General features: G+C 30.0%; 21 protein-coding genes. 19 read left to right on the top strand and 2 right to left on the bottom strand.

What is annotated here, in order from left to right; translation table 11 throughout:
- Positions 1-4: 4 nt before the first annotated feature.
- Positions 5-1,189: a tRNA uracil 4-sulfurtransferase ThiI gene (gene thiI, locus BFN48_RS06145; RefSeq protein ID WP_069650033.1), complete on the top strand. Its 1,185-nt coding sequence runs from the start codon at positions 5-7 to the stop codon at positions 1,187-1,189.
- A gap of 111 nt (positions 1,190-1,300) precedes the next feature.
- Here the strand turns inward: thiI and BFN48_RS06150 are convergent, their stop codons facing one another.
- Positions 1,301-2,104 (bottom strand): hypothetical protein, encoded by an 804-nt coding sequence (locus tag BFN48_RS06150; protein WP_069650034.1) that lies wholly within the window; start codon positions 2,102-2,104, stop codon positions 1,301-1,303.
- Between the two features lie 210 nt (positions 2,105-2,314).
- Between BFN48_RS06150 and BFN48_RS06155 the strand changes: the two genes are divergently transcribed.
- From BFN48_RS06155 to BFN48_RS06165, 3 genes are all read left to right on the top strand, one after another.
- The gene (locus BFN48_RS06155) at positions 2,315-3,175 is read left to right on the top strand and encodes a DMT family transporter (protein ID WP_069650035.1); all 861 of its coding nucleotides are present in this window, start codon (positions 2,315-2,317) and stop codon (positions 3,173-3,175) included.
- An 89-nt stretch (positions 3,176-3,264) separates the two neighbouring features.
- The gene (locus BFN48_RS06160) at positions 3,265-3,456 is read left to right on the top strand and encodes a hypothetical protein (protein ID WP_069650036.1); all 192 of its coding nucleotides are present in this window, start codon (positions 3,265-3,267) and stop codon (positions 3,454-3,456) included.
- A gap of 135 nt (positions 3,457-3,591) precedes the next feature.
- Positions 3,592-4,593, top strand: coding sequence for a LacI family DNA-binding transcriptional regulator (locus BFN48_RS06165; RefSeq protein WP_278287314.1), 1,002 nt, complete (start codon positions 3,592-3,594; stop codon positions 4,591-4,593).
- 42 nt (positions 4,594-4,635) lie between these two features.
- Here BFN48_RS06165 and pgmB read toward each other — a convergent pair whose 3' ends face one another.
- Positions 4,636-5,283 carry a beta-phosphoglucomutase gene (pgmB, locus tag BFN48_RS06170; RefSeq protein WP_069650038.1) on the bottom strand — a complete coding sequence of 216 codons (648 nt, stop codon included), beginning with the start codon at positions 5,281-5,283 and terminating at the stop codon, positions 4,636-4,638.
- Between the two features lie 199 nt (positions 5,284-5,482).
- Between pgmB and BFN48_RS06175 the strand changes: the two genes are divergently transcribed.
- The 15 genes from BFN48_RS06175 (at position 5,483) to BFN48_RS06240 (ending at position 24,416) form a co-directional block, all read left to right on the top strand.
- Positions 5,483-7,759 (top strand): glycoside hydrolase family 65 protein, encoded by a 2,277-nt coding sequence (locus BFN48_RS06175; protein WP_069650039.1) that lies wholly within the window; start codon positions 5,483-5,485, stop codon positions 7,757-7,759.
- A 102-nt stretch (positions 7,760-7,861) separates the two neighbouring features.
- Positions 7,862-8,098: an ABC transporter permease family protein gene (locus tag BFN48_RS12650; protein WP_242863229.1), complete on the top strand. Its 237-nt coding sequence runs from the start codon at positions 7,862-7,864 to the stop codon at positions 8,096-8,098.
- A gap of 136 nt (positions 8,099-8,234) precedes the next feature.
- Entirely contained in the window at positions 8,235-8,597 is a 363-nt protein-coding gene (locus BFN48_RS12655; RefSeq protein WP_242863230.1) for a carbohydrate ABC transporter permease, read from the top strand.
- Between the two features lie 242 nt (positions 8,598-8,839).
- Positions 8,840-9,835, top strand: a complete 996-nt coding sequence (locus BFN48_RS06185; RefSeq protein WP_278287315.1) for a LacI family DNA-binding transcriptional regulator — start codon at positions 8,840-8,842, stop codon at positions 9,833-9,835.
- A gap of 47 nt (positions 9,836-9,882) precedes the next feature.
- Positions 9,883-10,773 carry a carbohydrate ABC transporter permease gene (locus BFN48_RS06190; protein ID WP_069650041.1) on the top strand — a complete coding sequence of 297 codons (891 nt, stop codon included), beginning with the start codon at positions 9,883-9,885 and terminating at the stop codon, positions 10,771-10,773.
- Complete coding sequence (locus BFN48_RS06195; RefSeq protein ID WP_083238832.1) at positions 10,770-11,606, top strand: carbohydrate ABC transporter permease; 837 nt, start codon at positions 10,770-10,772, stop codon at positions 11,604-11,606. The genes BFN48_RS06190 and BFN48_RS06195 overlap by 4 nt, the downstream gene beginning before the upstream one ends.
- A gap of 31 nt (positions 11,607-11,637) precedes the next feature.
- Positions 11,638-12,864, top strand: a complete 1,227-nt coding sequence (locus BFN48_RS06200) for a sugar ABC transporter substrate-binding protein (RefSeq protein WP_069650042.1) — start codon at positions 11,638-11,640, stop codon at positions 12,862-12,864.
- A gap of 132 nt (positions 12,865-12,996) precedes the next feature.
- Positions 12,997-15,315, top strand: a complete 2,319-nt coding sequence (locus BFN48_RS06205) for a glycoside hydrolase family 65 protein (RefSeq protein WP_069650043.1) — start codon at positions 12,997-12,999, stop codon at positions 15,313-15,315.
- A gap of 380 nt (positions 15,316-15,695) precedes the next feature.
- Positions 15,696-17,027: an ABC transporter substrate-binding protein gene (locus BFN48_RS06210; protein ID WP_069650044.1), complete on the top strand. Its 1,332-nt coding sequence runs from the start codon at positions 15,696-15,698 to the stop codon at positions 17,025-17,027.
- A gap of 69 nt (positions 17,028-17,096) precedes the next feature.
- Complete coding sequence (locus tag BFN48_RS06215; protein WP_069650045.1) at positions 17,097-18,026, top strand: carbohydrate ABC transporter permease; 930 nt, start codon at positions 17,097-17,099, stop codon at positions 18,024-18,026.
- Positions 18,027-18,036: 10 nt separating this feature from the next.
- Positions 18,037-18,858, top strand: a complete 822-nt coding sequence (locus BFN48_RS06220; protein WP_069650046.1) for a carbohydrate ABC transporter permease — start codon at positions 18,037-18,039, stop codon at positions 18,856-18,858.
- Between the two features lie 19 nt (positions 18,859-18,877).
- A complete protein-coding gene (locus tag BFN48_RS06225) occupies positions 18,878-20,221 on the top strand; it encodes a glycosyltransferase family 4 protein (RefSeq protein ID WP_069650047.1) in 1,344 nt (447 codons plus the stop codon).
- A 54-nt stretch (positions 20,222-20,275) separates the two neighbouring features.
- A complete protein-coding gene (locus BFN48_RS06230; RefSeq protein WP_141706130.1) occupies positions 20,276-22,021 on the top strand; it encodes an alpha-amylase family glycosyl hydrolase in 1,746 nt (581 codons plus the stop codon).
- 460 nt (positions 22,022-22,481) lie between these two features.
- Positions 22,482-23,621, top strand: coding sequence for an acyl-CoA dehydrogenase (locus BFN48_RS06235; protein WP_069650048.1), 1,140 nt, complete (start codon positions 22,482-22,484; stop codon positions 23,619-23,621).
- 12 nt (positions 23,622-23,633) lie between these two features.
- Entirely contained in the window at positions 23,634-24,416 is a 783-nt protein-coding gene (locus tag BFN48_RS06240) for an electron transfer flavoprotein subunit beta/FixA family protein (protein ID WP_069650049.1), read from the top strand.
- Positions 24,417-24,439: the final 23 nt, after the last annotated feature.

Below are 24,439 nucleotides of genomic sequence, written 5' to 3' on the forward strand. Positions count from 1 at the left end.
AGATTTGCAAAGAATAGTGAGTATAAGTTTTGGAGAGATTGCCTTAAAAGGCTTAAATAGGTCATATTTTGAAAAGAAATTGTTGAATCAAATTAAGTATTCTATAAAGGGATTGGGTGCACCTAAGGTCTATAGAGATCAAGGGAAAATATATGTTATTACAGATGATGAAAATATAGATGATATAGTTGAAAAGCTTAAAAAAGTTTTTGGTATAGTTTATATAAGCCCAGGATATAGAGTCGAAAAAGATATGGAAAAAATGATTGAAAAAGCTATAGAGTCTGTTAAACAGACTATTGAACACAAAGAAGTTAGAACTTTTAAGGTTCAAGTGAAAAGAGCAGATAAAAGGTTTCCAATAAAATCAATGGACGTTGCCAGAGAAATTGGAGCTGCAATATTAAGAGAATTGAAAGTATTAAAAGTAGATGTTAATAATCCAGATTTATTAGTAAAGGTGGATATTAGAGATTATTGTTATATATATACAGATAAGATAAGAGGCTATGGAGGATTGCCAGTAGGTACTAATGGTAAAGCACTTTTATTATTATCTGGAGGAATAGACAGTCCAGTTGCAGGATTTATGATAGCAAAAAGAGGAGTTTCAATAAATGCAGTTCATTTTCATAGTTATCCATTTACAAGTGAGCGAGCAGAAGAAAAAGTTAAAAAGTTAGCTAGTTTACTAGCCGAATACTGTGGTAAGATGAAGCTTTATAGTGTAAATATTTTGCCTATACAAAGAGAAATAAATGAAAAATGCCCAGAAGATGAAATGACTATTATATCTAGAAGATTTATGATGCGAATAGCAGAAAGAATTGCTGAAAAAGAGGGAATAGATGCACTTATTACAGGTGAAAGCTTAGGGCAAGTTGCAAGTCAGACGATAAAAAGTCTTAATGTAACTAATTCAGTAGTAAAAAGACCTGTATTTAGACCTTTAATTGGTATGGATAAAGTAGAAATTACTGAAATTGCTATGGATATAGGTACTTATGAAACATCTATTTTACCATATGAGGATTGCTGTACAGTCTTTTTACCAAAACATCCAGTAACTAGGCCAAAATTAGAAGATATTGAAAAATCAGAAGAAGCGCTTGATATTGAGAGTTTGGTTGAAGATGCTATTGAAAAAATGGAAATAATCGAAATAAATTCTCAGGAAAATGTGGAGTAAATTTTAACAGCAAAATAATTTTGTTTAATTTCTGTAACGAATTATAAGAATAATCCTTATTAAAAAGTGTATAGAATAGCAAATATAAAGAGTAGACTGACTGTCTACTCTTTATATTTGTTCGATACTATCTCTGCGGTCAATATATAATTCAAACATTAATACATCAAAGAATAATTGGAATATGATAGATATTAATATACCTAAGATTAGCATAGCAGGTTTAATATTTGTGCTATTGAAGAAGTAAGGAAGACTAATCAATTTAGTATTTTTAAATAAAAATTTATTAGAACTTTTAAAGTTTAAACCTCTATTATTACCAGTAAAAATACTCTTCAATATTTCAATGAGTAAAATTATACCAAAATGTTTTTTTGCAAAATTTACACTTTTACTTAAAGCTTCAAAAATAGTACAGTCTTCATATATTATAATAACTTCCCACATACTTATGAAAATGAAAAAAACGAGTACCACTATAAACGCTATTATAACAGATATTATTTTTAATCCAGTTGAAATTAATATAATCATTGGTAAAATCAATACTAAACATAGAGCAATGGTTAGAGCAAAAATTGCAAGAAATCCTAAAAGTATTCTTAAAAAGAATTTTTTTGCACCAATAATAATATCGTTAATAGATGTATTCCCTTTTGTTAGCGATTGTTTAATCATATACATTTTACCTGTTTCTAAAAATAAGTTAATTAAAACAAACAGTATTATTACTACAGTAGTTCTTCCCATTATGTAACTAAAGTTATGAATAGCTATATTTTTTACCGACAAAATCCATAAAGCTAAAAAAATAGTAATTGCAATTTGTATAATTATTGGTGTAAATAGGATAGGTTTTGAGAAAATTTGTTTAAAACTTTTTTTGCTGTAGCCAAAAAAATTATCGTACATTGAAATCCCCCTTAAATTACTTATATATACTATTTTATTATATAAATCCATAAAATACCATAATGAATTTGATTTTTTTAATAAATTGATTTCAATAAGTGTTATATTATAGGAACGAAATCTTTGATTTAATAAATTATAAGGATGGTTTGGTTGAAATATATACAGATAGATTATAAAATATGATTAGTTTAAGTAAGGAGGTTTTCTATGGAACGCAGAAAAATAGGTATATTATTAATTCTATTATCATCACTATTCTTTGCACTAATGGCAGCTACAGTAAAATCATTAAATAATATTCCAGTAGCAGAAAAAATCTTTTTTAGAAATTTACTTGGACTTATTGTTGCAACATACATAATTCTAAAGAAAGGCAAGAAAGTATCTGGAAATAATAAGAAGTTATTATTCTTAAGAAGTATATTTGGATTATTAGGTGTAGCTTGTTATTTTTTTGCGTTATCAAAAATTCCTTTAGCAGATGCAGTAATACTTAATAAATTATCACCATTTTTTGTAATCATATTATCGTCGATTTTTCTAAAAGAAAGGTTTAATAAAATACAAATGTTATCTTTGGCAATTGCTTTAATTGGAGCTGCTTTTGTTATTAAACCACAATTTAGTTATACTATTATACCAGCTTTTATAGGTCTTTTATCTGCATTTTTCGCTGGTGCTGCTTATACAACAATAAGGCATTTAAGACATACAGATTCACCAGAAATTATAGTTTTCTATTTTACATTATTTTCAACATTAACTATGATACCTGTTATGAGTTCAGGGTATTTTGTTTTACCAACTTTAACTGAAATAATAAGATTAATTTTATTGGGGATATTTGCAACAACTGCACAATTTTTGATGACTAATGCATACAGATTTGCCCCTGCAGGTGAGCTTTCAATTTATACTTATATGAATATTGTTTTTTCTATGATATTGGGAATTGTAATTTGGTTTGAAATACCTGATATTCTTAGTTTAATGGGAGCTTTATTAATAATTACAGCTGGAGCAATTAATTATTTTTCAAATAAAAGAGGAAATGTTTTACAAAATTAAAAATGTATTTACTTACAAACAAATTTTAATTTAGTACTTACGTTGTATATTATTTTTCCAGCATCAAATACTAACAATGAGGTGATTGGATGATAAGGAAGAATAATATACAGCAAATTGAGTGGAAATTTGCAGATCCAGGTGTAGTAGAAGATATTCCAGAGCTAAAATTTAGACTTGAAGAATCTAGAAGTGAAAAAATTAAATCGCAAACTATATCAGGAACTGAAAATTTAATAAGTGCAGGTGCTACAGGAAGTAAACCAAAAGAAAGAGAGTGAAAGCTCTCTTTTTTTTGAACAAATTTGCAATGTTGAAAAAAATATAGTAAAATTATACAAAAACGATTTAGAATAGTTATATCTATTTTAGAGATAGAAGGATGTGGTTATATTGGGAAAGTAAGAAATGTAACAATAAAAGATGTTGCGAAAGAAGCTGGAGTATCAATTAGTACAGTATCTAGAGCTTTTAACGATTATAGTGATATAAAACCTGAAACACGAAAAAAGATACTAAAAATAGCTGAAGATATAGGGTATAGTCCAAGTCTTTTAGCTAGAGGGATTAGAACTACTAATAGTAGGAGAATAGCAATTGGTATAGAAGAATATGACGAGAAAAAACAAATTAATTCTTTTCTTTATAAAGTAATTATGGGTTTTAAGGAATACGCTTCTGAACAAGGTTATGAAGTTGTTTTTCTTCCTAATTTAACAAAGAATAATAAAAATAAATTACCTAAAATAGTACAGGATAACCATTTAGAGGGAATATTTCTAATGGGACTTAAATTAAGTGATGAATTTTACAAACAAGTTCTTAAAGGTGACATACCGTGTGTTCTATTTGATATCCCCATAAGTAAAGGTAAAGTAGGTTTTGTAGGAACAGATAATGTTAAAGGGACAGGTTTAGCAATGGACTATTTAATTCGTAATGGACATAGAAAAATTGCATTTATTAATGGTCATGAAAATGCATATGTAAGTCTTCAAAGATTAGATGGATATTATTTATCTTTAATGAAGAATGAAATTCCTATAGATAAGACTTTAATTTATTTTGGCGATTTTACTGAAAAAAGTGGTAGACAAGGGATTAGAAAATTATTTAATGAACATAATGATATAACAGCTGTTTTTGCTGCTAGTGATCTAATGGCTATAGGTGCAATTGCCGAATTAAAGGAGATGGGTAAAAAAATTCCAGATGAAGTTGAAGTTATTGGATTTGATGATATTGAATTAAGCTCTTATATAAGTCCTAAGCTCTCAACTATAAGACAAGATACTTATAAGTTAGGAGTCTCGGCTGCTACGCTCCTAATTAATATAATAAATGGTCAGCAAATAAACCAGATAGTTATAGAACCAGAATTAGTTTTAAGAGAATCTACTAGAAAAGAAAAAATATAAAAGCCCCTTGATGCGTTGAGAATCAAAGGGCTTTTATATTTTTTAAAAATTAATAATGTCGATTGTTAAACTATTAGTATCAGGTATAACTTTATCTGCTTCTTTTAGAATTTCCTTAGAACCAATACCAATAGCGTACATTCCAGCTTTTTTAGCAGCTTTTATGCCCGATTCTGCATCTTCAAATACAATACATTCATTAGGTTTTACACCTAAAGCTTCTGCACCTAAAAGAAATACCTCAGGGTTTGGTTTAGCTTTAGTTATTTTGTTACCATCAATAATAACATCAAAAATATCTGCCATTTTGATACTATTTAAGATAGTCATAGTATTTTTACTTGAAGATCCTATTGCAACTTTGATATTTGAATTTTTTAGTTCATTGATAAATTCTTTAACTTTTGGTAGTATTTCGGATTCATCCATTTTTGATATTAATTCTCTATACCAGTTATTTTTCTTTTCAGCTAATTTCAATTTTGTTTCTGTGTCAACCTTAACATTACCTAAATCAAGAAGTATCTCAAGTGATTCCATTCTGCTAACACCTTTTAATTTTTCATTATCTTTTTCAGTGAAATCAAAACCAAGTTCATTGGCAAGCTTTTTCCAAGCTAAATAATGATATTTTGCAGTGTCAACAATTACACCATCTAAATCGAATATACAAGCCTTAATTTTAACCATAAAAATTCCTCCTTTTCATAAAATCTTATCTTATTATATCAGAAACGATTTTGATATTAAAGAGTTATGTGTTCTTTTATGAAACTTAGGTGTAGACCTAGTTTATAAGAAAAAATATTTTTGTTGTTGTCAAATAGTAATGTTTGTTATATAATAAAATTACCGAAAACGTTTACGAAAATATTTTTGGAGGTATGACATGGAGAAAAAACTGTGGCTTATCGAACAGAATTATTATGATGTGAAAGATAGTCCGAAATACGAAACTATATTTACATTAGCAAATGGTTACAGGGGACTCAGAGGTTGGTTAGAGTTTTCTAAATATGGTTTTTGTGGTAATTTTATTGCAGGAGTATTTGATAAAGCTCAAGCTCAAGTTACTGAAATTGTTAATGCTCAAAATCCTTTAGTTTTTAATTTATATATTGATGATGAGTTAATTGACATTGACAGAAGTGAAATTTTATATTTTAAAAGATATTTAGACATGAAGAATGGGATACTATATACTGATGTAGAAATAAAAACACCGAAAGGAAAAATTACTAAAATATTTTCAAGACGATTTGTAAGTAGAAATAATGTACATAGATGGGGTGCTGAATATAAAATAACACCTGTAAACTATTCAGGTAAAATTTTTGTTGAGAATATAATTGATGCTACTGTAACTAACGGTAATTATCATCCAGCTGATAAAGCTAAACATATTAGAGTTAAAGAAAGCTATGATTTTAATCCAGGTATAGCTTTGGAAACTTGCACTATTGATAAGCACATAACTATAATAGAGGGAACAGCTATTAAAGTTTTAGACGAGTCAGCTTTAAGAAATAGAAAGTATGGAGTTTTTGGTGAAATAGTTAGAGAACTTTTAGAGTTAAGAGTAGAAGAAGGGAAAGAGTATACATTACAAAAATTTGGTGTAACATATACATCAAGAGATACAGATGATGCTCTTAAAGATATTTTAGCATGTGAATTAAAAAGCTTTTATGAACAGGGATTACAAAATGAAATAAGAGCTCATATTAAAGCTTGGCAAGAGATTTGGGATAAGATTGATATTGAAATAAAAGGAGATGACCTAGCTCAATTAGGTATAAGATTTAACATATTTCAATTATCTTCATCAGCGTATGACCAAGATGATAGAGTAAGTATTGCAGCTAAAGCACTGCATGGGGAAGGTTATAAAGGACATGTTTTTTGGGACACAGAGATTTTTATGCTTCCATTTTTTATATATACTCAACCTGAAATTGCACGAAATTTATTAATGTATAGATACAATACTCTAGATGGGGCTAGGAGAAATGCAAAGCTTAACGATTACGAAGGAGCTCAATTCCCATGGGAGTCAGCTGATGATGGTTTAGAAGTAACACCTAAGTGGGGAATGGATTATGATGGTAATCCGGTAAGAATATGGACTGGTGATGAAGAGTTCCATATCAACTCAGATATTGCATTCGGTATTTGGGAATATTACAGAGCTACAAGAGATAAAGACTTTCTAATAAATTATGGTATAGAAACACTTCTTGAAACATCTAAATTTTGGAAAAGCAGAGTAGAGTATAATGAGGAAAAGGATAGATATGAAATAAATAGAGTAATAGGCCCAGATGAATTTCATGAACACGTGAATAATAATTTTTATACAAACTATTTAGCTAAATGGAACATTGAAAAGACATTAGAGCTTGCTGAATGGTTAAAAAGAGAAGATAATAAGGTTTATAACGATTTACTTAATAAATTAGATATTAAGGAAGAAGATTTTAAAGAATGGAAAATAATAAAGGATAAGATTTATATACCATATTCAGAAGATGGGAAGCTAATCGAACAGTTTGAAGGATATTTTGATTTAAAAGATATAAAAATTACAGAACATGACGAAAATGGTATGCCTTTATGGCCAGATTTACAAGGTTATAAACTAGGACAAACTCAATTAATTAAGCAGCCAGATGTTGTTATGTTGATGCTCTTGTTAGGTGACGAATTTGACTTAGAAACAAGAAGAATTAACTATGAATACTACGAAAAAAGAACAATGCATAAGTCCTCATTGAGTCCATCAATGTATTCGATAATGGGACTTACAGTAGGGGATACACACAATGCTTATAAGTATTTTATGAAAACTATATTAACAGATTTAGAAGATAATCAAGGCAATGCTGAGTTTGGATTGCATGCTGCATCTACTGGTGGTTCTTGGCAAAGTGTAGTGTTTGGCTTTGGAGGATTACATGTAGATAAAGAACATCACCTTTGCCTAAATCCGTGGATACCAGAACATTGGGACGAATTAACTTTTAATATTACTTGGCAAGATGCTAAAGTGAAAATTGTAGTTACTCAGACTGAAGTTAGAGTAGTAAGCACAAAAGATATTGATGTTAGAATATATGATGAGAAATTGAAAGTTAATAAAAACAAAGAGTTGGTATATAGAAAATAATAGGTATTAAAACAGGTCGATAATTTAAATATTTTACAAATCGGGAATAATTTTTTATTTTTTAGTAATTTCTTATTCAGTAATTACATTAGGACCATTTATATGGAGGTAATAACTTCATTAAAACCAACTAGTGAAGTTAATAATTTTACTGTAAATCTATCAACATTATCTTTCGATAATTATATATTCTTATGGGAAAGATACCCTTTTGCAAGATGGACTTTTAACAGTTTAATAGTTGCTAGTATTGTTACATTAGGTAATTTACTGTTTAACTCAATGGCGGGATATGCATTAGCAAGAATTGATTTTCCTGGGGAAAAACTCTATATTTAGCTATACTAGCAATGATGATGGTACCTGGACAAGTTGTTCTGGTTCCTACCTTTATTTTGCTTACTAAACTAAATTGGATAAATACTTATCAGGGGCTAACGATTCCTTTTTTATGTAGTCTATTTGGGATTTTTTAATGAGACAATTTTTCTTAAGTATACCGAAGTCTGTTGAAGAAGCAGCTATTATAGATGGTCTTAGTAGGTTTGGAGTATTTTTTAGAATAGTGCTACCAATGGCTAAACCTGTACTTTCTACACAATTTATACTAATGTTTACAGGCAATTGGAATAGCTTTTTGTGGCCAAGTTTATTAGCTACTAGAGATAATATGTATACGCTACCAGTTGGTTTAAACTCTTTTTATGGACAGTATTTTCAATTTTGGGACCAAGTATTAGCTGGAGTTATGATACTTTCAGTGCCTGCAATAATCATTTTTTTGATTTCCCAAAGAAATTTTATAAAAGGGATTTCAACTACAGGGATGAAAGGTTAATGCTATTAATTTAGTTAAGTTAAAATAACTCTAGTCGTTTTTTTATATGACTAGAGTTTTATTATAATCCATAGGAAATTATAAACTACTTTAAATTGTGGATAATTTTAAATATAATTTCCGTTTATGGATTTCAACAAAATCTTCAATTGTGTTATAAGAAATTTTCAGAAAAATATTGACAATTAATAGATTTGTTGATAGAATAGTCTACGTAAAGATGTAAACGATTACATAAGGTGATGAAAATGAGTGTAAGTATAAAAGATGTAGCGAAAATATCAGGCGTTTCAGTAGCAACTGTTTCGAGAGTTTTAAATAAAAGTGGTTACGTGAGTGAAGAAACTAAAAAAAGAGTTTTAGAAGCAATAGAAAAGACAGGCTATAAACCAAATGCAATCGCTAGAAGTTTAAAAGTTAAAAATACTAGAACTATCGGTATAATGATACCAGATATCTCTAGTCATTTTTTTCCTGAGGTTGTTAGAGGGATAGAGGATATTGCAAATCTTTATAACTATAATATTATACTTTGTAATACTGATTTGGATAGAGAAAAAGAGGAAAAATATCTAGATGTTTTAGCAGAGAAACAGACTGATGGAATTATATTTATGAGCAATACGGTAACCGATACTTTAGCTGAAAAAATCAAAAAAACGGGAATTGATGTTGTTTTAATTTCTACTGATTATGAGGATATGCCATCAGTAACTATAAATAATATGAAAGCTTCAGAGGATGCAGTTAAATATATTATAAAAAAGGGATATAAAAAGATAGCCTTCATTGGTGGACCGATGGACGACCCAAATGCTGGTCTACCAAGATTTAATGGGTTTGTAAAAGCTCTTACAGAAGGTGGACTACTCCTAAATAGAGAGTATATATGTGAAGGTGATTATCGATTCAAGTCAGGCTATAAAGAAGCAAAAAAATTATTTAATTTACCTGATAGGCCTGATGCGATTTTTGCCGCTAGTGATGAAATGGCTTTAGGTGTTATAAAAGCAGCTTTTGAGATGAAAATAAGAGTGCCAGAAGATTTAGGTGTAGTAGGTTTTGATGATATCAATATATCTGAAATGTCATTTCCATCACTTACTACCATTGCACAGCCTTTATATGATATGGGGGCAATAGGGATGAGACTTTTAACAAAGATTTTAAATAAAGAGAAGATAGATTCTTATAAAATAACGTTGGAGCATAAACTTATAGTTAGAGAAAGCTGCTGAAATTTTTTTAAAGCATATGTAAACGATTACACAAAGGAGGGCATGAATTGAAAAGGTTCTTTAAAAAATATCATCTAGAAATATTGTTAATTCTACCTCTTGCTCTATACATTTTCTATTTTACATTAATTCCAATTTTACAGACTATTAAGATGGGCTTTACAAATCCTATAACAGGCAATTTAAGTCTAGAGAACTACAGATACTTGCTTGAGAGAGAAGATTTTAGAAAGGCATTTGTTAATACTTTTATAATATCTATCTTAGGTCTTATAATGCAGCTTGCAGCTGGTTTAATACTAGCACTTATGCTGAAAAAAGAGTTTAAAACTAAAGGAATATTTAGAGCAATAATTTTGACTCCTATGGGAGTTCCTACTTTGGTTTCAGGTGTAGCATTACTATATATATTCGATACTCAAGGATATTTTAATGAGTTATTATACAGGATTACTGAATGTTTGAAATACATTGGATTAATTGCTAATACGTACAGATTTGTTCCTATTGACTGGGCAAGTGGTGGTATAAGGACAATACTTATGATAGCATTCGGAGATATGTGGAAAGTAACTCCTATAGTAACTTTATTATTGTTAGCTGGATTAGAATCAATACCTTTAGATGTATATGAGGCAGCACAAATAGATGGAGCTTCCAAATGGCAAACATTTAAAAATATAACATTACCATTACTTAAACCATCTATTACAATGGCTGTAATTTTAAGATCAGTTGATTTGTTTAGAATTTTTGAACTTCCAATGATATTAGCAGGGAAAACAGTTCCTGTACTTGCGACATATGCATTTGAGGAATACCGTGTTTACAATAATCCAAATATATCTGGAGCTGTTTCAACTATTCTACTTGTTATTATAATGATATTTGTATTATTATATCTGAAATATGTCGATAAAGGTGAGGGATTAGCATGATGAGTTCAGTTAAAAAAGATAGATTAGGCAAAATTATTGATGCTTCTTTTTTCCCCCTTCTTATATTTTTTTCATTGATAATGTTAATACCTGTGTATATATTGGTTAAAGTTTCAATCAGTCAACCAGTAGATGTACTTACACAACATCCAACATTTTTAATTAGGAATTTTACTTGGGATCATTGGATAAAGGTATTAACTTCTGGTAAATTGTGGCCAGCTTTTAGAAAAAGTTTTACAGTAGCGACTTTAACTGCAATATTTGCAATAATTATAGCAACACCTGCTTCATATGTGATTTCAAGATTACCTAAAAAAGTAAAGTACGTTGTTATATTAGGACTTTTTTTCACTAGAATGTTTCCCAATGTGGGTATAGCTTTACCAATAGCTGTAAAGTTTTTGAAATGGAACCTTATGGATACTTATATAGGCCTTGTATTAGCTCACTTGATTGAACAATTACCTTTTATTACATGGATACTTGTAGGTACTTTTGAAGTTATACCTGTTGATTTAGAGAAAAGTGCAATGATTGATGGAGCTTCGAGATTAAGAGCTCTTATGAGTATAGTAATACCAAATGCAGCTCCTGGAATTGCAGTAGCGACTTTGTTTGTATGGCTGAATTCATGGAATGAATTTACTTATGCATTATATTTATCACTGTCTGAAAATACCTTACCTTTGCAAGTTTACTATTATGTTAATAGAGGTGGGTTCTTTCAAACTGCAACATATGCAACAATATTAACTATTCCTGTGGCTGTTGTTACTTATGCTCTACAAAGGTATCTTAAATCAGATTACCTTGGAGGAGCAATTAAATAAAAATATAAATATAAAAGGGGAGGATATTTATATGAATTTTAAAAAAGTAATTTCGTTATTTCTTATTATGGTACTTACTTTTGCAATTTTATCTGGATGTACAGGAACAAAAGAACAAGCTAGTAAAGGACAAAAAGTACTAAGAGTTAGTATGGCTCTAGGTGAATCAGAGTGGGAAGTAATGAAAAATAAAGTTTTCCCTATTTTTGAAAAAGAAAATAACGTTAAAATAGAAGCAGTACAAATTGAAGCTTCTGATCTTATTACTAAGCTAGAAGCTATGCATAAAGCAGGTAAGATGGAAATAGACATTATTACTCAAGACAATATGCAATTAGCACAACTTGTAGAGAAAGGATTAGTAGAAGACTTAAGCGAATACAGAGATATGATACCTGAAAATGTTATTAAGGCATTAATTCCAGTTGGTGAGTTTAATGGAAAATTATATTTTATGCCATATAGACCAAATGTTGAAATTAACTTCTATAACGAGAAGAAATTTAATGAATATGGAATTAAACCACCAACTAATTGGGATGAATTATTAAAAGTTGCAAAAACTTTCAAAGAAAAGGAAGGTATTGGTAGAGTAGCTATAAAAGGAACATTAGATGGGAATACAACTGTACAATTATTTGAATTCATAAGACAAGCTGGTGGAGATCCACTAGTACTAAATGATGAAGGTTCAATTAAAGCTTATACTTTCTTAAAAAAATTATGGCCTTATTTATCACCAGATAGCAAGAAAGCAGATTGGAATACTATGAACAAATACTTAGCAACTGAGTCTGTATATTATGGTGCTAACTGGCCATTTGGAGTTAATGTAATAGTTAGAGACGGTGGTAAAAAAGAAATAAAAGCACATGCTGGATTTGCAGGACCTGTGAAAAAGTCAAAAGTTCTTGGTGGAGAAGTAATAGGTATACCAGTAGGTTCACCTAATAAAGAATTAGCAGTAAAATTCATGCAATTCTTAATGAGCAAAGAAACTCAAGAATTATTAGTTACAGAGATGGGCTGGCCTTCATGCAGAACTGATGCATATGGTAAAGTAGAAGAGTGGCAAAAACCTTACTTTGAAGCAGTTAAAGAAGCTCTTAAAGTGTCACAGCCTAGACCAAATGTAACATATTGGGATACAGTTGATAAAGCTTTAAATGATGCATTCAGAGAAATTGTAATTGAAGGTAAAGATGTAAAAGCAACACTTGATAAATATGCTAAAGCTATTGCAGATGCTAAGAAGTAAGGGAAGGGGCATATCTTGCGATATGCCCATAGTATTGTTTTATTGCCAATATATGTAAACGATTACACATTCATAAGGTTAAAGCTATATTTAAAGTTTATATGTAATAAGAACTAGGAGAGGAGGCAAATTATGAGAGAGTTTCACAAAAATAAAACAGCAATATATGAATATGATGAATGGAGAATTATAGAAAAAGAATTTAGTGAAAAATTAAATCAGAGAAGTGAAACTATTTTTTCGTTAGGTAATGGTTATTTAGGTATTAGAGGTAATTTAGAAGAAGGTTATTCTGGTGACCCTAAAACTAGCTTGGTAGGTACTTATATTAATGGAATCTATGAATCAGAACCAATAATGTATGGAGAGTATCATTTTGGGTATCCTCTTTGGGGACAGACAATGATAAATATTACGGATTGGAGACTTATAAGCTTATGGATTGATGATGAAAAATTTGATATGTTAAAAGGTTCAATTAAGGATTATAGTCGTATCCTTGATATGAAAAATGGAAAACTTATAAGGGAGCTAATTTGGAAAAGTCCTAAGGGTAAGGAAGTATATATAAAAATAGAAAGATTTGTTTCACTTACAAATAAACACCTAGCCGTAATAAGATTTATGGTAAAACCGTTAAATTTTGATGGAGAGATTACTTTTATTTCTGAATTAGATGGAGATGTTAAAAATAAAAACTTAAGAGAACAAGCATTAAGAGTTATTGATAAATGGACAGATGGGAGATTAGGATATATTCAACAGAAAACTAATAGAACGGAATTTACTATAGGTTGTTCGATGTATAATGATTTTTATTGTAAAGATCAAGATATAGAATATTCGTTAGAAAAAATAGAGGAAGACAAAAAGATTGGAATTAAAATAGTTTTTAAAGGTGAAAGAAACCAAACATATATCTTGGATAAATATGTAAATTTCTACACTTCCAGAGATGTATCTGAAAATGAAATCATGAATTATGCTAAAGAAGGAGTTCTAGAGGCTAAGACCGCAGGTTACGATAATCTATATAATGAACATAGAAAATATCTGCTTAAATTCTGGGAAGATGCTGACATTAAGATAAAAGGAGATATAGCTTTACAACAAGGGATAAGATTTAACAGTTTTCAATTATTGCAATCTGTCGGAAAAGATGGCATTACTAATATAGGGGCAAAGGGTTTAACAGGTGAAGGATATGAAGGTCACTATTTCTGGGACTCGGAGATTTATATACTACCATTTTTCTTATACAGCAGACCAGAAATTTCTAAAGCTTTGCTAATATATAGATATAACACTTTAGACAAGGCACGTGAGAGAGCAAAAGAGATGAGAAGTAAAGGAGCATTATTCCCTTGGAGAACAATTAATGGTGAAGAAGCATCTTCATATTTCCCAGCATCTACAGCGCAATATCATATTGATGCAGATATAACATATGCTATTCATAAATATGTTGAAGCAACTGATGATATTGACTTTCTAATAAATTATGGAGCAGAAATTGTGTTTGAAACAGCAAGAATGTGGGCAGATAGAGGAGGATATATACCTCTTAAGGATAATAAATTCTGTATTAATGAAGTTACGGGACCAGATGAATACAAACCTTGTGTTGACAACAATTGCTATACTAACTATATGGCTCGTTTTAATTTGAATTATGGAGTATATGTTGCTGAACTGTTGAAAGCTAAATATCCACAAAAATATGAGGAGTTAAAGGAAAAGATCAATCTAAAAGAAGAAGAACTTGTAGAATGGAAAAAAGCAGCAGATAATATGTATTTACCTTATGATGAAAAGTTAGGAATAAATCCTCAAGATGATAGTTTTCTTTACAAAGAACCATATGATGTAGATTCGATTCCTGTTGAGGAAACACCACTGGTTACAAATTGGCATCAATTAAATATTATGAGATATCAAATATGTAAACAGGCTGACGTTATTTTACTAATGTTCTTGCTTGGAAATGAATTTGATATTGAGTTAAAAAAGAGAAATTATGATTTTTATGAACCTAAAACGACTCATGATTCATCTTTATCAGCGTGCGTATTTAGCATTATTGCTTCAGAGATAGGATACAAGGAACAAGCATATAATTATTTTATGCAAACAGCTAGAATGGATTTAGATGATTATAATAATAATGCACATGAAGGAATTCACACTGCTTGTATGGCTGGAACATGGGCAAGTGTTGTAAATGGATTTGCTGGGATGAGGGTATATAATAGTGAATTACACTTCAAACCGTATCTGCCTGAGAAATGGGAAAGTTATGAGTTTAGAATAAAATATAAGAATAGACAAATAAATGTTAAAGTTGAAGGAAACTTGACTACTTATAAATTACTTAATGGTGATAATATAGTGATTTGGCATAAAGGGAATAAGGTAGAGTTATCAAAAATGAAAGATGTAATTCTAGTGTGATTTTTAAGTAGAATGATGACAGTTTTTGCTAAAGGGGATAGATATCCCTTATTTTTTTAATGATTAAAAAAACTATTGCAAAGTTAAATTAATTGTATTATAATTAACCATGACAACGTTGTCATACAGAGGGACGAATAAACATAAAAATGGTAAATCGGGCGATTATTTCTGATACCATTAAAAATGATATAAAATTAATTATTGGGAAGATAATGAAATTCCATTTGTAATTATTGGTAAAGATGTTATTTATTCAGATGTTTGAAAAGAGAATATTGTATTAAACAGTATATTAATTATGACAAATATGACAACGAAAGACAAATTGATTTAGCCAATTATAATTGGCTATAAACTAAAAAGAAGGGAGAAGGGTTATGAAAAGAATACTATCGTTATTATTAGTTCTAACTATGATTTTTACTTTAACTGCTTGTTCTGGTAAAAATACAGCTGATGATGTTAAAAATCAAGATGTTAAAGCTAATGAGCCTGTAGAGATCAAAATGCAAATAGTTTGGGCTGAAGATTCAGGAAGAGGTATGGCAATAAGAGAAATATTAGATGAATTTGAAAAAGAAAATCCTGGAATAAAAGTTAAACTTCTTGGAGGAAGCCAAGAAGAACAAAAACTTTTAACTATGATTTTAAGTGGAGAAGCTCCAGAAGTAATTCAAGTGCCATATAGATATGTACAGGCTTTAGGTGGACAAGGTGCCTTTGTTGATTTAACAAAAGATTTTTCAAAGAATAAAGATAATTTTTATGAACAATTGTGGAATTTAGCTGAAGTTGATGGTAAATTATACGGATATCCATGGATGGGACATACTATTCAACTAGTTTATAACAAGACATTATTTGAAAAAGCTGGATTAACAAAAGCACCTGAAACTTGGGAAGAACTTTATGAATACGCAAAAAAATTAACAATTGACAAAGATGGTGACGGTAAAATTGACCAATACGGTATAGGGCTAGTAGGTAAACAACATCATGATATCACATGGTTGTTCAATATGTTTGCACATCAAGCAGGAGCAAAATTAGTTAAGGAAGAAAATGGTGAGTATAAGGTAGCTATTAATTCACCAGAAGGTAAGAAAGCATTAGAATATTATATAAAGCTTATAAGAGAGTGTGCTCCTCCAGATACAGCTAATAAAGCAGGTGGAGATGTTATGGCTGACTTTAGAAATCAAGTTACTGCTATGGAATTCCAAGGCCCTTGGGGAATAACAGATATTTGGAAAAATGGAAAGCCATTTGAAGTGTCAGCAGCACCAGTACCTGCTGGACCAGCTGGAAGAGCAGCTGATATTGGACCTTATATGTTGACAGTACCTGTTGGGGTTGAAGGTAAAAAATTAGAAGCTAGTAAGAAGTTGATAGAGTTTTTAGGAAGCAAAAAAGGTCAAGAGATGCTAATGAAGGGCGAAAAAGCAGATGATGGAAATTACTATCCATTTAGAGTACCAATTAGAAAAGATATGGAAGATACAGATTACTTCAAGAAACATCCTGAGTTTTTAGTATTTATTGAAGGGTTAAAATACCCAAGTATTTCTACACCTATAAAAGAGTGGGTAAAAGTTGAAGAGGAAGTATATAGAAGCCAGTTAAACAAAGCTGTAATTGGAGAAGTTAGCGTTGAAGAAGCATTGAAAAACATTGAAAAATTAGGCAATGAAATTCTTAAAAATCAATAAAAGAGGCACATTTTGTGTGTCTCTTTTATTGATTTACCTATTGGTTTTTAAATAAGGAAGGTGAGAACCATGAAGAAAGCATTTAATTTGGAAACTTTAAAATGGAAATTGAGGAAAAATGACTGGTCAGCTTATCTTTTTATTCTTCCTGCAATGATAATAGTTACAATGTTTATTTTATATCCTGCTATTTGGTCGCTAGTTTCAAGTTTTAAAGATGTAAAGCCATTGATGTTAAGAAATAGTGGGTTGTTTGAAGTGCCAGGGAAATGGATAGGATTTAAAAATTATTTGCTAACATTTAAAGATCATCTTTTCTTAAAGAGCGTTGTCAACACATTGTATTTTAGTGTTATTTTTATTCCTTTAACTATGTTCTGTTCAGTGGCTTTAGCAGTTTTACTTGATAGAAAAATTAAGGGAATTAATTTTATGAGGACAGTATTTTTTATACCATATGTTATTTCAATAATAAGTGCAAGTTTAATTTTTATGATGTTGTTTAACGGGGACAAAGGCTTAGTGAATGGTGTATTAAATTTATTAAATATTAAAGGGCCAAATTGGTTATCAGATACAAAATTAGCTATGCCAATAATTGCTATTATGTCATCTTGGAGAAGAATAGGTTATTTTATGCTTATATACCTTGCAGGACTTCAAAATATACCTAAAAGCTTATATGAAGCAGCAGATATTGACGGAGCATCAACTTTTCAGCAATTTCGTACTATTACTTGGCCACTATTAAGAAGAATAACAATGGTTGTATTTATTTTACTTCTAATAAACTGTTTCAATGTATTCCAAGAGATATTTGTAATGACAGGTGGAGGCCCTGCAGATTCAACAATTACGATACCTTTTTTAATATACAACGAAGCATTCAAATATTTTCATATAGGTAAGGCTTCAGCAATGTCATATATATTGTTCGTTGTAGTAGTAATTATAAGCTTAACTCAAAATAAAATTAATTCAAAAAAACTAGATTATTAGAGGTGTTACTATGAAAAGGAAAAAGGAGTTTTATGCTAAAGTTTCTCTTTATATATTAACAGTAATATTTTTAGTGCCTCTATATTGGCTTATTGTATCTAGCTTAAAGACAGATGCGGAGATTACAATGTTTCCACCAACGCTTTGGCCGCATCAAATAAATCTTAAAAACTTTCCTTATGTGTGGAAGTATTTGCATTTTACAAGGACATTCTTAAATTCATTAATAGTTTCAATATCAACTACTGTACTAATAGTTATTTTTTCAACTATGGCTGGTTATGCATTTGCAAAGAAGAAGTTTATAGGTAGTAAGTTTCTTATGACTGTATTAATCGGAACAATGACTATACCAGCTACAGTTTTACTGTTACCATTATTCTTTATAATAACTAAGCTGGGAATGTATGACAAACTTGTTAGTTTGATATTACCATTTGGAGTAACGGTATTTGGAATTTTCTTTATGAAACAATATATTGAAGATATACCAGATGCTTTAATTGAAGCTGCGAGGATAGATGGTTGTGGTGAATTTAAAATTTTCTTTACAATAATTTTGCCTTTATTAAAACCTGCTATAACTTCATTAGCAATAATCGAGTTTGTTAATAACTGGAACTCATTTACAATGCCATTAGTTTTGTTAAAGAGCCCAGAAAAATATACGTTACCGTTAAGGCTTGGTATGCTATCAAAAGAGACTGTTGCAATACCTTGGTCACAGATAATGGCAGCTAATGTTTTAACTATATTGCCAGTAGTTATAATTTTCTTATTGTTGCAGAAATATTTTGTTAAAGGTATTATGTCAGGTTCAGTAAAAGGTTAATTTTTGAGGAGGTATTACTTTGAATATAGCATTATGTCATTTCAGAGTTGGGGAAACAGATGGAGTTTCATTAGAGATGGAGAAATGGAAAAAAGTCTTAGAAAAAATGGGTCATAATGTTTATTTATTGGCTGGAAGTTTAGGAACAACTGAAGGTTATGTAATTCCAGAGTTGCATTATAAACATGAGTTAAATGACAAATTTGTAAGAAATGCTTACGATAGTCTTGTAGATTATAAAGATGAGGAAGATTTCAAAAAAGAAGTTATGGATTTTGCTAAAAAAATTGAGGATGGTTTAAAGAAATTTATTGAAGAATATAAAATAGAAGTCTTAGTTCCTAATAATATTTGGTCATTAGGCTGGGGTATACCAGCAGCAATTGCTATAAATAATGTTGTGAAAGAAATGGGTATAAAATGTGTTGCACATCATCATGATTTTTATTGGGAAAGAGAAAGATATTCTAAACCTACTTGTAAATTTGTTGAGGAAGTTTTAGAGGAATATTTTCCTCCTAAGCATAATTTAATAAAACATGTTGTTATTAATGAAATTGCAAAAGAAGAGATTAAAAAGAGAAAAGGATTAGATGCAACGATAGTACCAAACGTATTTGACTTTGATGTTCCTACTTGGAAAGTTGATGAGTATAATAAAGATTTTAGAAAAAGTATTGGTTTGAAAGATAATGATATATTAGTTTTACAAGCTACACGAATAACTGAAAGAAAGGCTATAGAGCTTGCGATAGATGTTGTTAGTGAACTTAAGAAGGAAGAAAATTTAAAGGAATTATATGAGAAGGGTTTATTTGATGGAAGAAAACTTGATGAAGAAAGCAGAATTATACTTGTTCTAGCAGGACTTCCTGAATCTGAAGGTAAATATGTTGAGTTGCTTAAGGAAAGAGCACATAAGAAGAATGTAGAACTTCTATTTATAAATGATGTTATAGAACATTCAAGATGCGAAATAGATGGAAAGAAATGTTATTCTTTGTGGGATGCATATGTATTTGCAGACCTTATAACTTATCCAAGTATTTTAGAAGGTTGGGGCAACCAATTTTTAGAAGGGTTATTTGCAAAAGTACCTATGATTGTATATGAATATCCAGTTTACAAAACAGATATAAAAGAAAAAGGGTTTAATATTGTATCTCTAGGTGATACACATGAGGTAAAAGATAATGGACTTGCAAGTATTGATGAAAGTGCCATTAAAAAAGCAGCTAAAGAATGTCTAGAATTACTTACAAATAGTGAGTATAGAAATAATTTTATTGAAGAAAATTTTAAACTAGGTAAGGAATATTTTTCATATAAAAGTTTAGAAAAAATACTTTCAGAACTTTTTTAAATGTTTAAGTAAGTGAAGTATAGCACTTAATTGAATAAAATGAGGTGGGATTATATGAAAAATAATATTATAGAAGAAAAAAAGAAAAGTATATTGGATAAACTTATATTTTTATACGGTAAAGAAAAAAGCAATGAGATTTTTGAAAATATAATAAAGTTAACTGAGAGATATCAAAATAATATCCATAATGATTCAGATAAAGAGTGGGTTAATGAAGAAGATGTTTTCTTAATTACCTACGGAGATAATATAAAAGAAGAAGGGAAAGGTGCACTTAAAACATTACATGAGTTTCTAAACAAATATTTAAAGGGTATAATTACCAATGTGCATATACTTCCTTTTTATCCATATTCATCAGATGACGGATTTTCAGTTATAGACTATTTTGAAGTAAATCCTGAGTTAGGTAATTGGGATGATATAGAAAATATGTCTAAAGATTTTAAATTAATGTTTGATGCAGTTATAAACCATATTTCAGCTAAAAGTGAATGGTTCCAAGGATATTTAAAAGGACAAGAAGAATACAAAAACTTTTTTATAGAAACCAAGCCTTGCGAAGAACTTTCAAAAGTTACTAGACCGAGAGCATTACCTTTACTTACTAAGTTTGAAACTTCAGAAGGTGAAAAATACATTTGGACAACTTTTAGTGAAGACCAAATAGATTTAAACTTTAAAAACGAAAAAGTACTATTAAAAATAATTGAGTTAATATTATTTTATGTATCTAAAGGAGCTAAAACACTTAGATTGGATGCCATAGGATATTTATGGAAAGAAATTGGAACAAGTTGTATACATTTAGAGCAAACACATAAAGTGATACAACTATTTAGGGATATACTTGATATAGTAGCACCAGAAACTATATTAATAACAGAAACAAATGTACCTCATAAAGATAATATAAGCTATTTTGGTGATGGGTATAATGAAGCTCAAATGGTTTATCAGTTTCCACTGCCACCATTAGTATTAAATGCATATCAAACAGGTAACGCTAGCCATTTATTAAAATGGGCAGATTCTTTAGAACAAATATCTGACAGAACTACATTTTTTAATTTCTTAGCATCACATGACGGTATAGGAGTAATGCCAGCTAAAGGTATTTTATCTGAAGAAGAGATAAATGAAATGGTAAAGAAAGCAAAAGAGTATGGTGGGTATGTATCATATAAAAATAATGGTGATGGAACTAAGAGTCCATATGAGCTTAATATAAATTATTTTGATGCACTTTCACATCCAGATGATGAAGAAGATATTAAAATAAAAAGATTTATGGGTTCACAAGCTATACTTCTATCGTTGATGGGAGTCCCAGCAATTTATATACACAGTTTATTAGGCTCAAAAAATTACAATGAAGGTGTAAAAGAGAGCGGTATATACAGAAGAATTAATAGAGAGAAGTTATTATTAGAAAAATTAGAAAAAGAGCTAAATGATAAAAATGCATTAAGAAATAAGATTTTCAGTAAATATGTGGAGTTAATCAGAATAAGAAAAGCAGAGAAAGCATTCCATCCAAACGCAAAACAAAAAGTAATTTTTGCAAATGAATTTGTATTTTCATTTGTACGAACTTCTTTAGATAATGAAGAAGCTATAATAGTATTAAATAACGTATCAAATGAAGAGCAAAAAGTTAAAATAGAGTTAAAAGAATATGGATTAGAGAAAGTAAATGTTTTAAGAGATCTTATATCTAAAGAAAAGGTTAATGTAGATAATGGAATAATAGAAATCACACTTAAACCTTATCAATTTATGTGGTTAAAAGGTTAAAAAAACCGTCTACCTCTTAAGTTTCAACTAGAGGTAGACGGTTTTTCTATAATCCATAGGAAATTATATATCTCGTTAAATTGTGGATAATTTTAAATATAATTTCCGTTTATGGATTTCAACAAAATCTACCTTGATTTGTTTAAATCGAAGATTTTGTTCATTAAGTAAACAAAGTTTACATGTAAACTTTATATACACTTTTGTGAAATGTTTAAATATCTATGTTTGACAAGATTGAAGAAATTAAGTGTAAATATTTTGTTCATAGAATAATTTTCAAAGCATTAGTTTAATAGCAAATAAGGGGGTTTATATTTGCTTTTAAGGTGTCAAAGTTATTTTAAAACTTGGCATAGAATTTGCTATTCCATTTAAGTAAAAAATTTTTTTTTAAACCCAAATGTTAAAATATTAACAAAAGCAAATTAAAATTTTATAAATTGAAGGAGGATAAAGAATGGATTTTCGTATTCCAAAAGAGCATGAAATGCTACGAGAAATGTATAGGGAGTTTGCTGAAAAGGAAGTGAAGCCTCTTGCAGAAGAAGTTGATGAAAAAGAAATGTTTCCAGTAGAGACAGTAAAAAAATTAGCTAAGTATGGTTTTTTAGGCATACCATTTCCTAAAGAATATGGTGGGCAAGGTGGAGATAATTTAGCTTACATTATGGCTGTTGAAGAAATATCGAAAGCATGCGCTACAACAGGAGTTATTGTATCAGCACATACCTCTTTATGCGCAGCACCGATATTTGAGTTTGGTACAGAAGAGCAGAAGCAAAAATATCTAGTTCCACTTGCGAAAGGTGAAAAGTTAGGAGCATTTGCACTAACTGAGCCAAATGCAGGTACTGATGCAGCTGCACAACAGACTAAAGCTGTATTGGATGGTGATTATTATATATTAAATGGTTCAAAAATTTTCATAACAAATGCTGGATTTGCAGATGTATATATAGTTATGGCAATGACAGATAAAAAGAAAGGGGTTAAGGGAATATCAGCTTTTATTGTAGAGAAAGATTTTGAAGGATTTAGTGTTGGAAAGAAAGAGGCGAAAATGGGTATAAGAGGTTCTTCTACATGTGAGCTTATTTTTGAAAATTGTAGAGTGCCTAAGGAAAATTTACTTGGCAAAGAAGGACAAGGATTTAAGATTGCTATGAAAACACTTGATGGTGGACGTATTGGTATAGCAGCACAAGCTTTGGGTATTGCTCAGGGAGCAATTGATGAAACTGTAAAGTATGTGAAAGAAAGAAAACAGTTTGGTAGAGCTTTAGCAAAGTTTCAAAATACACAGTTCAGTTTGGCTGATATGCAGACTAAAACTGATGCAGCCAGATTGCTTGTATATAGAGCAGCAAAGGCTAAAGATAACAACGAAAGCTATGGTGTATATGCAGCTATGGCTAAGCTCTTTGCATCGGAAATAGCAATGGAAGTTACAACAAAAGCTGTCCAGTTACATGGAGGTTATGGATATACAAGAGAATATCCAGTTGAGAGAATGATGAGAGATGCAAAGATAACTGAGATATATGAAGGTACTTCAGAAGTCCAAAGAATGGTTATTGCTGCTAGTATGTTAAGATAGGAGGGTTTTAAGGTGAGAATAATAGTTTGTATTAAACAGGTTCCTGATACTACTGAAGTAAGACTAGACCCAATAACAGGAACATTAATAAGGGAAGGTGTACCTAGTATAATAAATCCAGATGATAAAAGTGGATTAGAAGCAGCTTTGAGGTTAAAAGATGAAATTGGTGCTGAAGTAACAGTATTGACTATGGGACCACCACAAGCAGAAAAAGCATTGAGGGAAGCTTTAGCAATGGGAGCAGATAGAGCAATATTATTAAGTGATAGAGCGTTTGCAGGTGCAGATACTTGGGCTACATCCTCGACACTTGCAGCAGCTATAAGAAAGTTGGATTATGACTTGATAATCGCTGGAAGACAAGCTATAGATGGCGATACTGCCCAAGTTGGGCCTCAAATAGCAGAACATTTAGGGCTTCCTCAAGTCAGTTATGTAGCAGATTTAAAATTGGATAATGATAGATTAATTTTAAAGAGAATGTTTGAAGATGGATACTATTTAATTAGAGTAAAAATGCCTTGTTTAATAACTACTCTAAGTGAGATGAATACTCCTAGATATATGTCAGTAAGTGGAGTATTTGATGCTTTTAGAGAAAAAGAAATAATAAAATGGACTTTAAAAGATATAGATGTTGAACTTTCAAATATTGGTTTAAGAGGTTCTCCGACAAAAGTTAAGAAATCTTTTACGAAGGGAGCAAAAACAGCCGGTAAGGTATATGATGTGGATCCAAAAGAGGCTGCACAAATAATAGTGGAAAAGTTAAAGGAGAAGTTTTTTATCTAAATTTGGTATAGATTAAGGAGGGA

The organism is Caloranaerobacter ferrireducens, from assembly GCF_001730685.1.
Taxonomy (GTDB): Bacteria; Bacillota; Clostridia; order Tissierellales; family Thermohalobacteraceae; genus Caloranaerobacter; species Caloranaerobacter ferrireducens.

Coding starts and splice junctions, on each gene's coding strand:
- BFN48_RS06200 (WP_069650042.1), top strand. CDS start 11,638: ATGAATTTTAAAAAAGTAATTTCGTTATTTCTTATTATGGTACTTACT.
- BFN48_RS06220 (WP_069650046.1), top strand. CDS start 18,037: ATGAAAAGGAAAAAGGAGTTTTATGCTAAAGTTTCTCTTTATATATTA.
- BFN48_RS06235 (WP_069650048.1), top strand. CDS start 22,482: ATGGATTTTCGTATTCCAAAAGAGCATGAAATGCTACGAGAAATGTAT.
- pgmB (WP_069650038.1), bottom strand. CDS start 5,283: ATGGTTAAAATTAAGGCTTGTATATTCGATTTAGATGGTGTAATTGTT.
- BFN48_RS06205 (WP_069650043.1), top strand. CDS start 12,997: ATGAGAGAGTTTCACAAAAATAAAACAGCAATATATGAATATGATGAA.
- BFN48_RS06210 (WP_069650044.1), top strand. CDS start 15,696: ATGAAAAGAATACTATCGTTATTATTAGTTCTAACTATGATTTTTACT.
- BFN48_RS06160 (WP_069650036.1), top strand. CDS start 3,265: ATGATAAGGAAGAATAATATACAGCAAATTGAGTGGAAATTTGCAGAT.
- BFN48_RS12650 (WP_242863229.1), top strand. CDS start 7,862: ATGGAGGTAATAACTTCATTAAAACCAACTAGTGAAGTTAATAATTTT.
- BFN48_RS06155 (WP_069650035.1), top strand. CDS start 2,315: ATGGAACGCAGAAAAATAGGTATATTATTAATTCTATTATCATCACTA.
- BFN48_RS06195 (WP_083238832.1), top strand. CDS start 10,770: ATGATGAGTTCAGTTAAAAAAGATAGATTAGGCAAAATTATTGATGCT.
- BFN48_RS06175 (WP_069650039.1), top strand. CDS start 5,483: ATGGAGAAAAAACTGTGGCTTATCGAACAGAATTATTATGATGTGAAA.
- BFN48_RS06215 (WP_069650045.1), top strand. CDS start 17,097: ATGAAGAAAGCATTTAATTTGGAAACTTTAAAATGGAAATTGAGGAAA.
- BFN48_RS12655 (WP_242863230.1), top strand. CDS start 8,235: ATGAGACAATTTTTCTTAAGTATACCGAAGTCTGTTGAAGAAGCAGCT.
- BFN48_RS06185 (WP_278287315.1), top strand. CDS start 8,840: ATGAAAATGAGTGTAAGTATAAAAGATGTAGCGAAAATATCAGGCGTT.
- BFN48_RS06230 (WP_141706130.1), top strand. CDS start 20,276: ATGAAAAATAATATTATAGAAGAAAAAAAGAAAAGTATATTGGATAAA.
- BFN48_RS06150 (WP_069650034.1), bottom strand. CDS start 2,104: ATGTACGATAATTTTTTTGGCTACAGCAAAAAAAGTTTTAAACAAATT.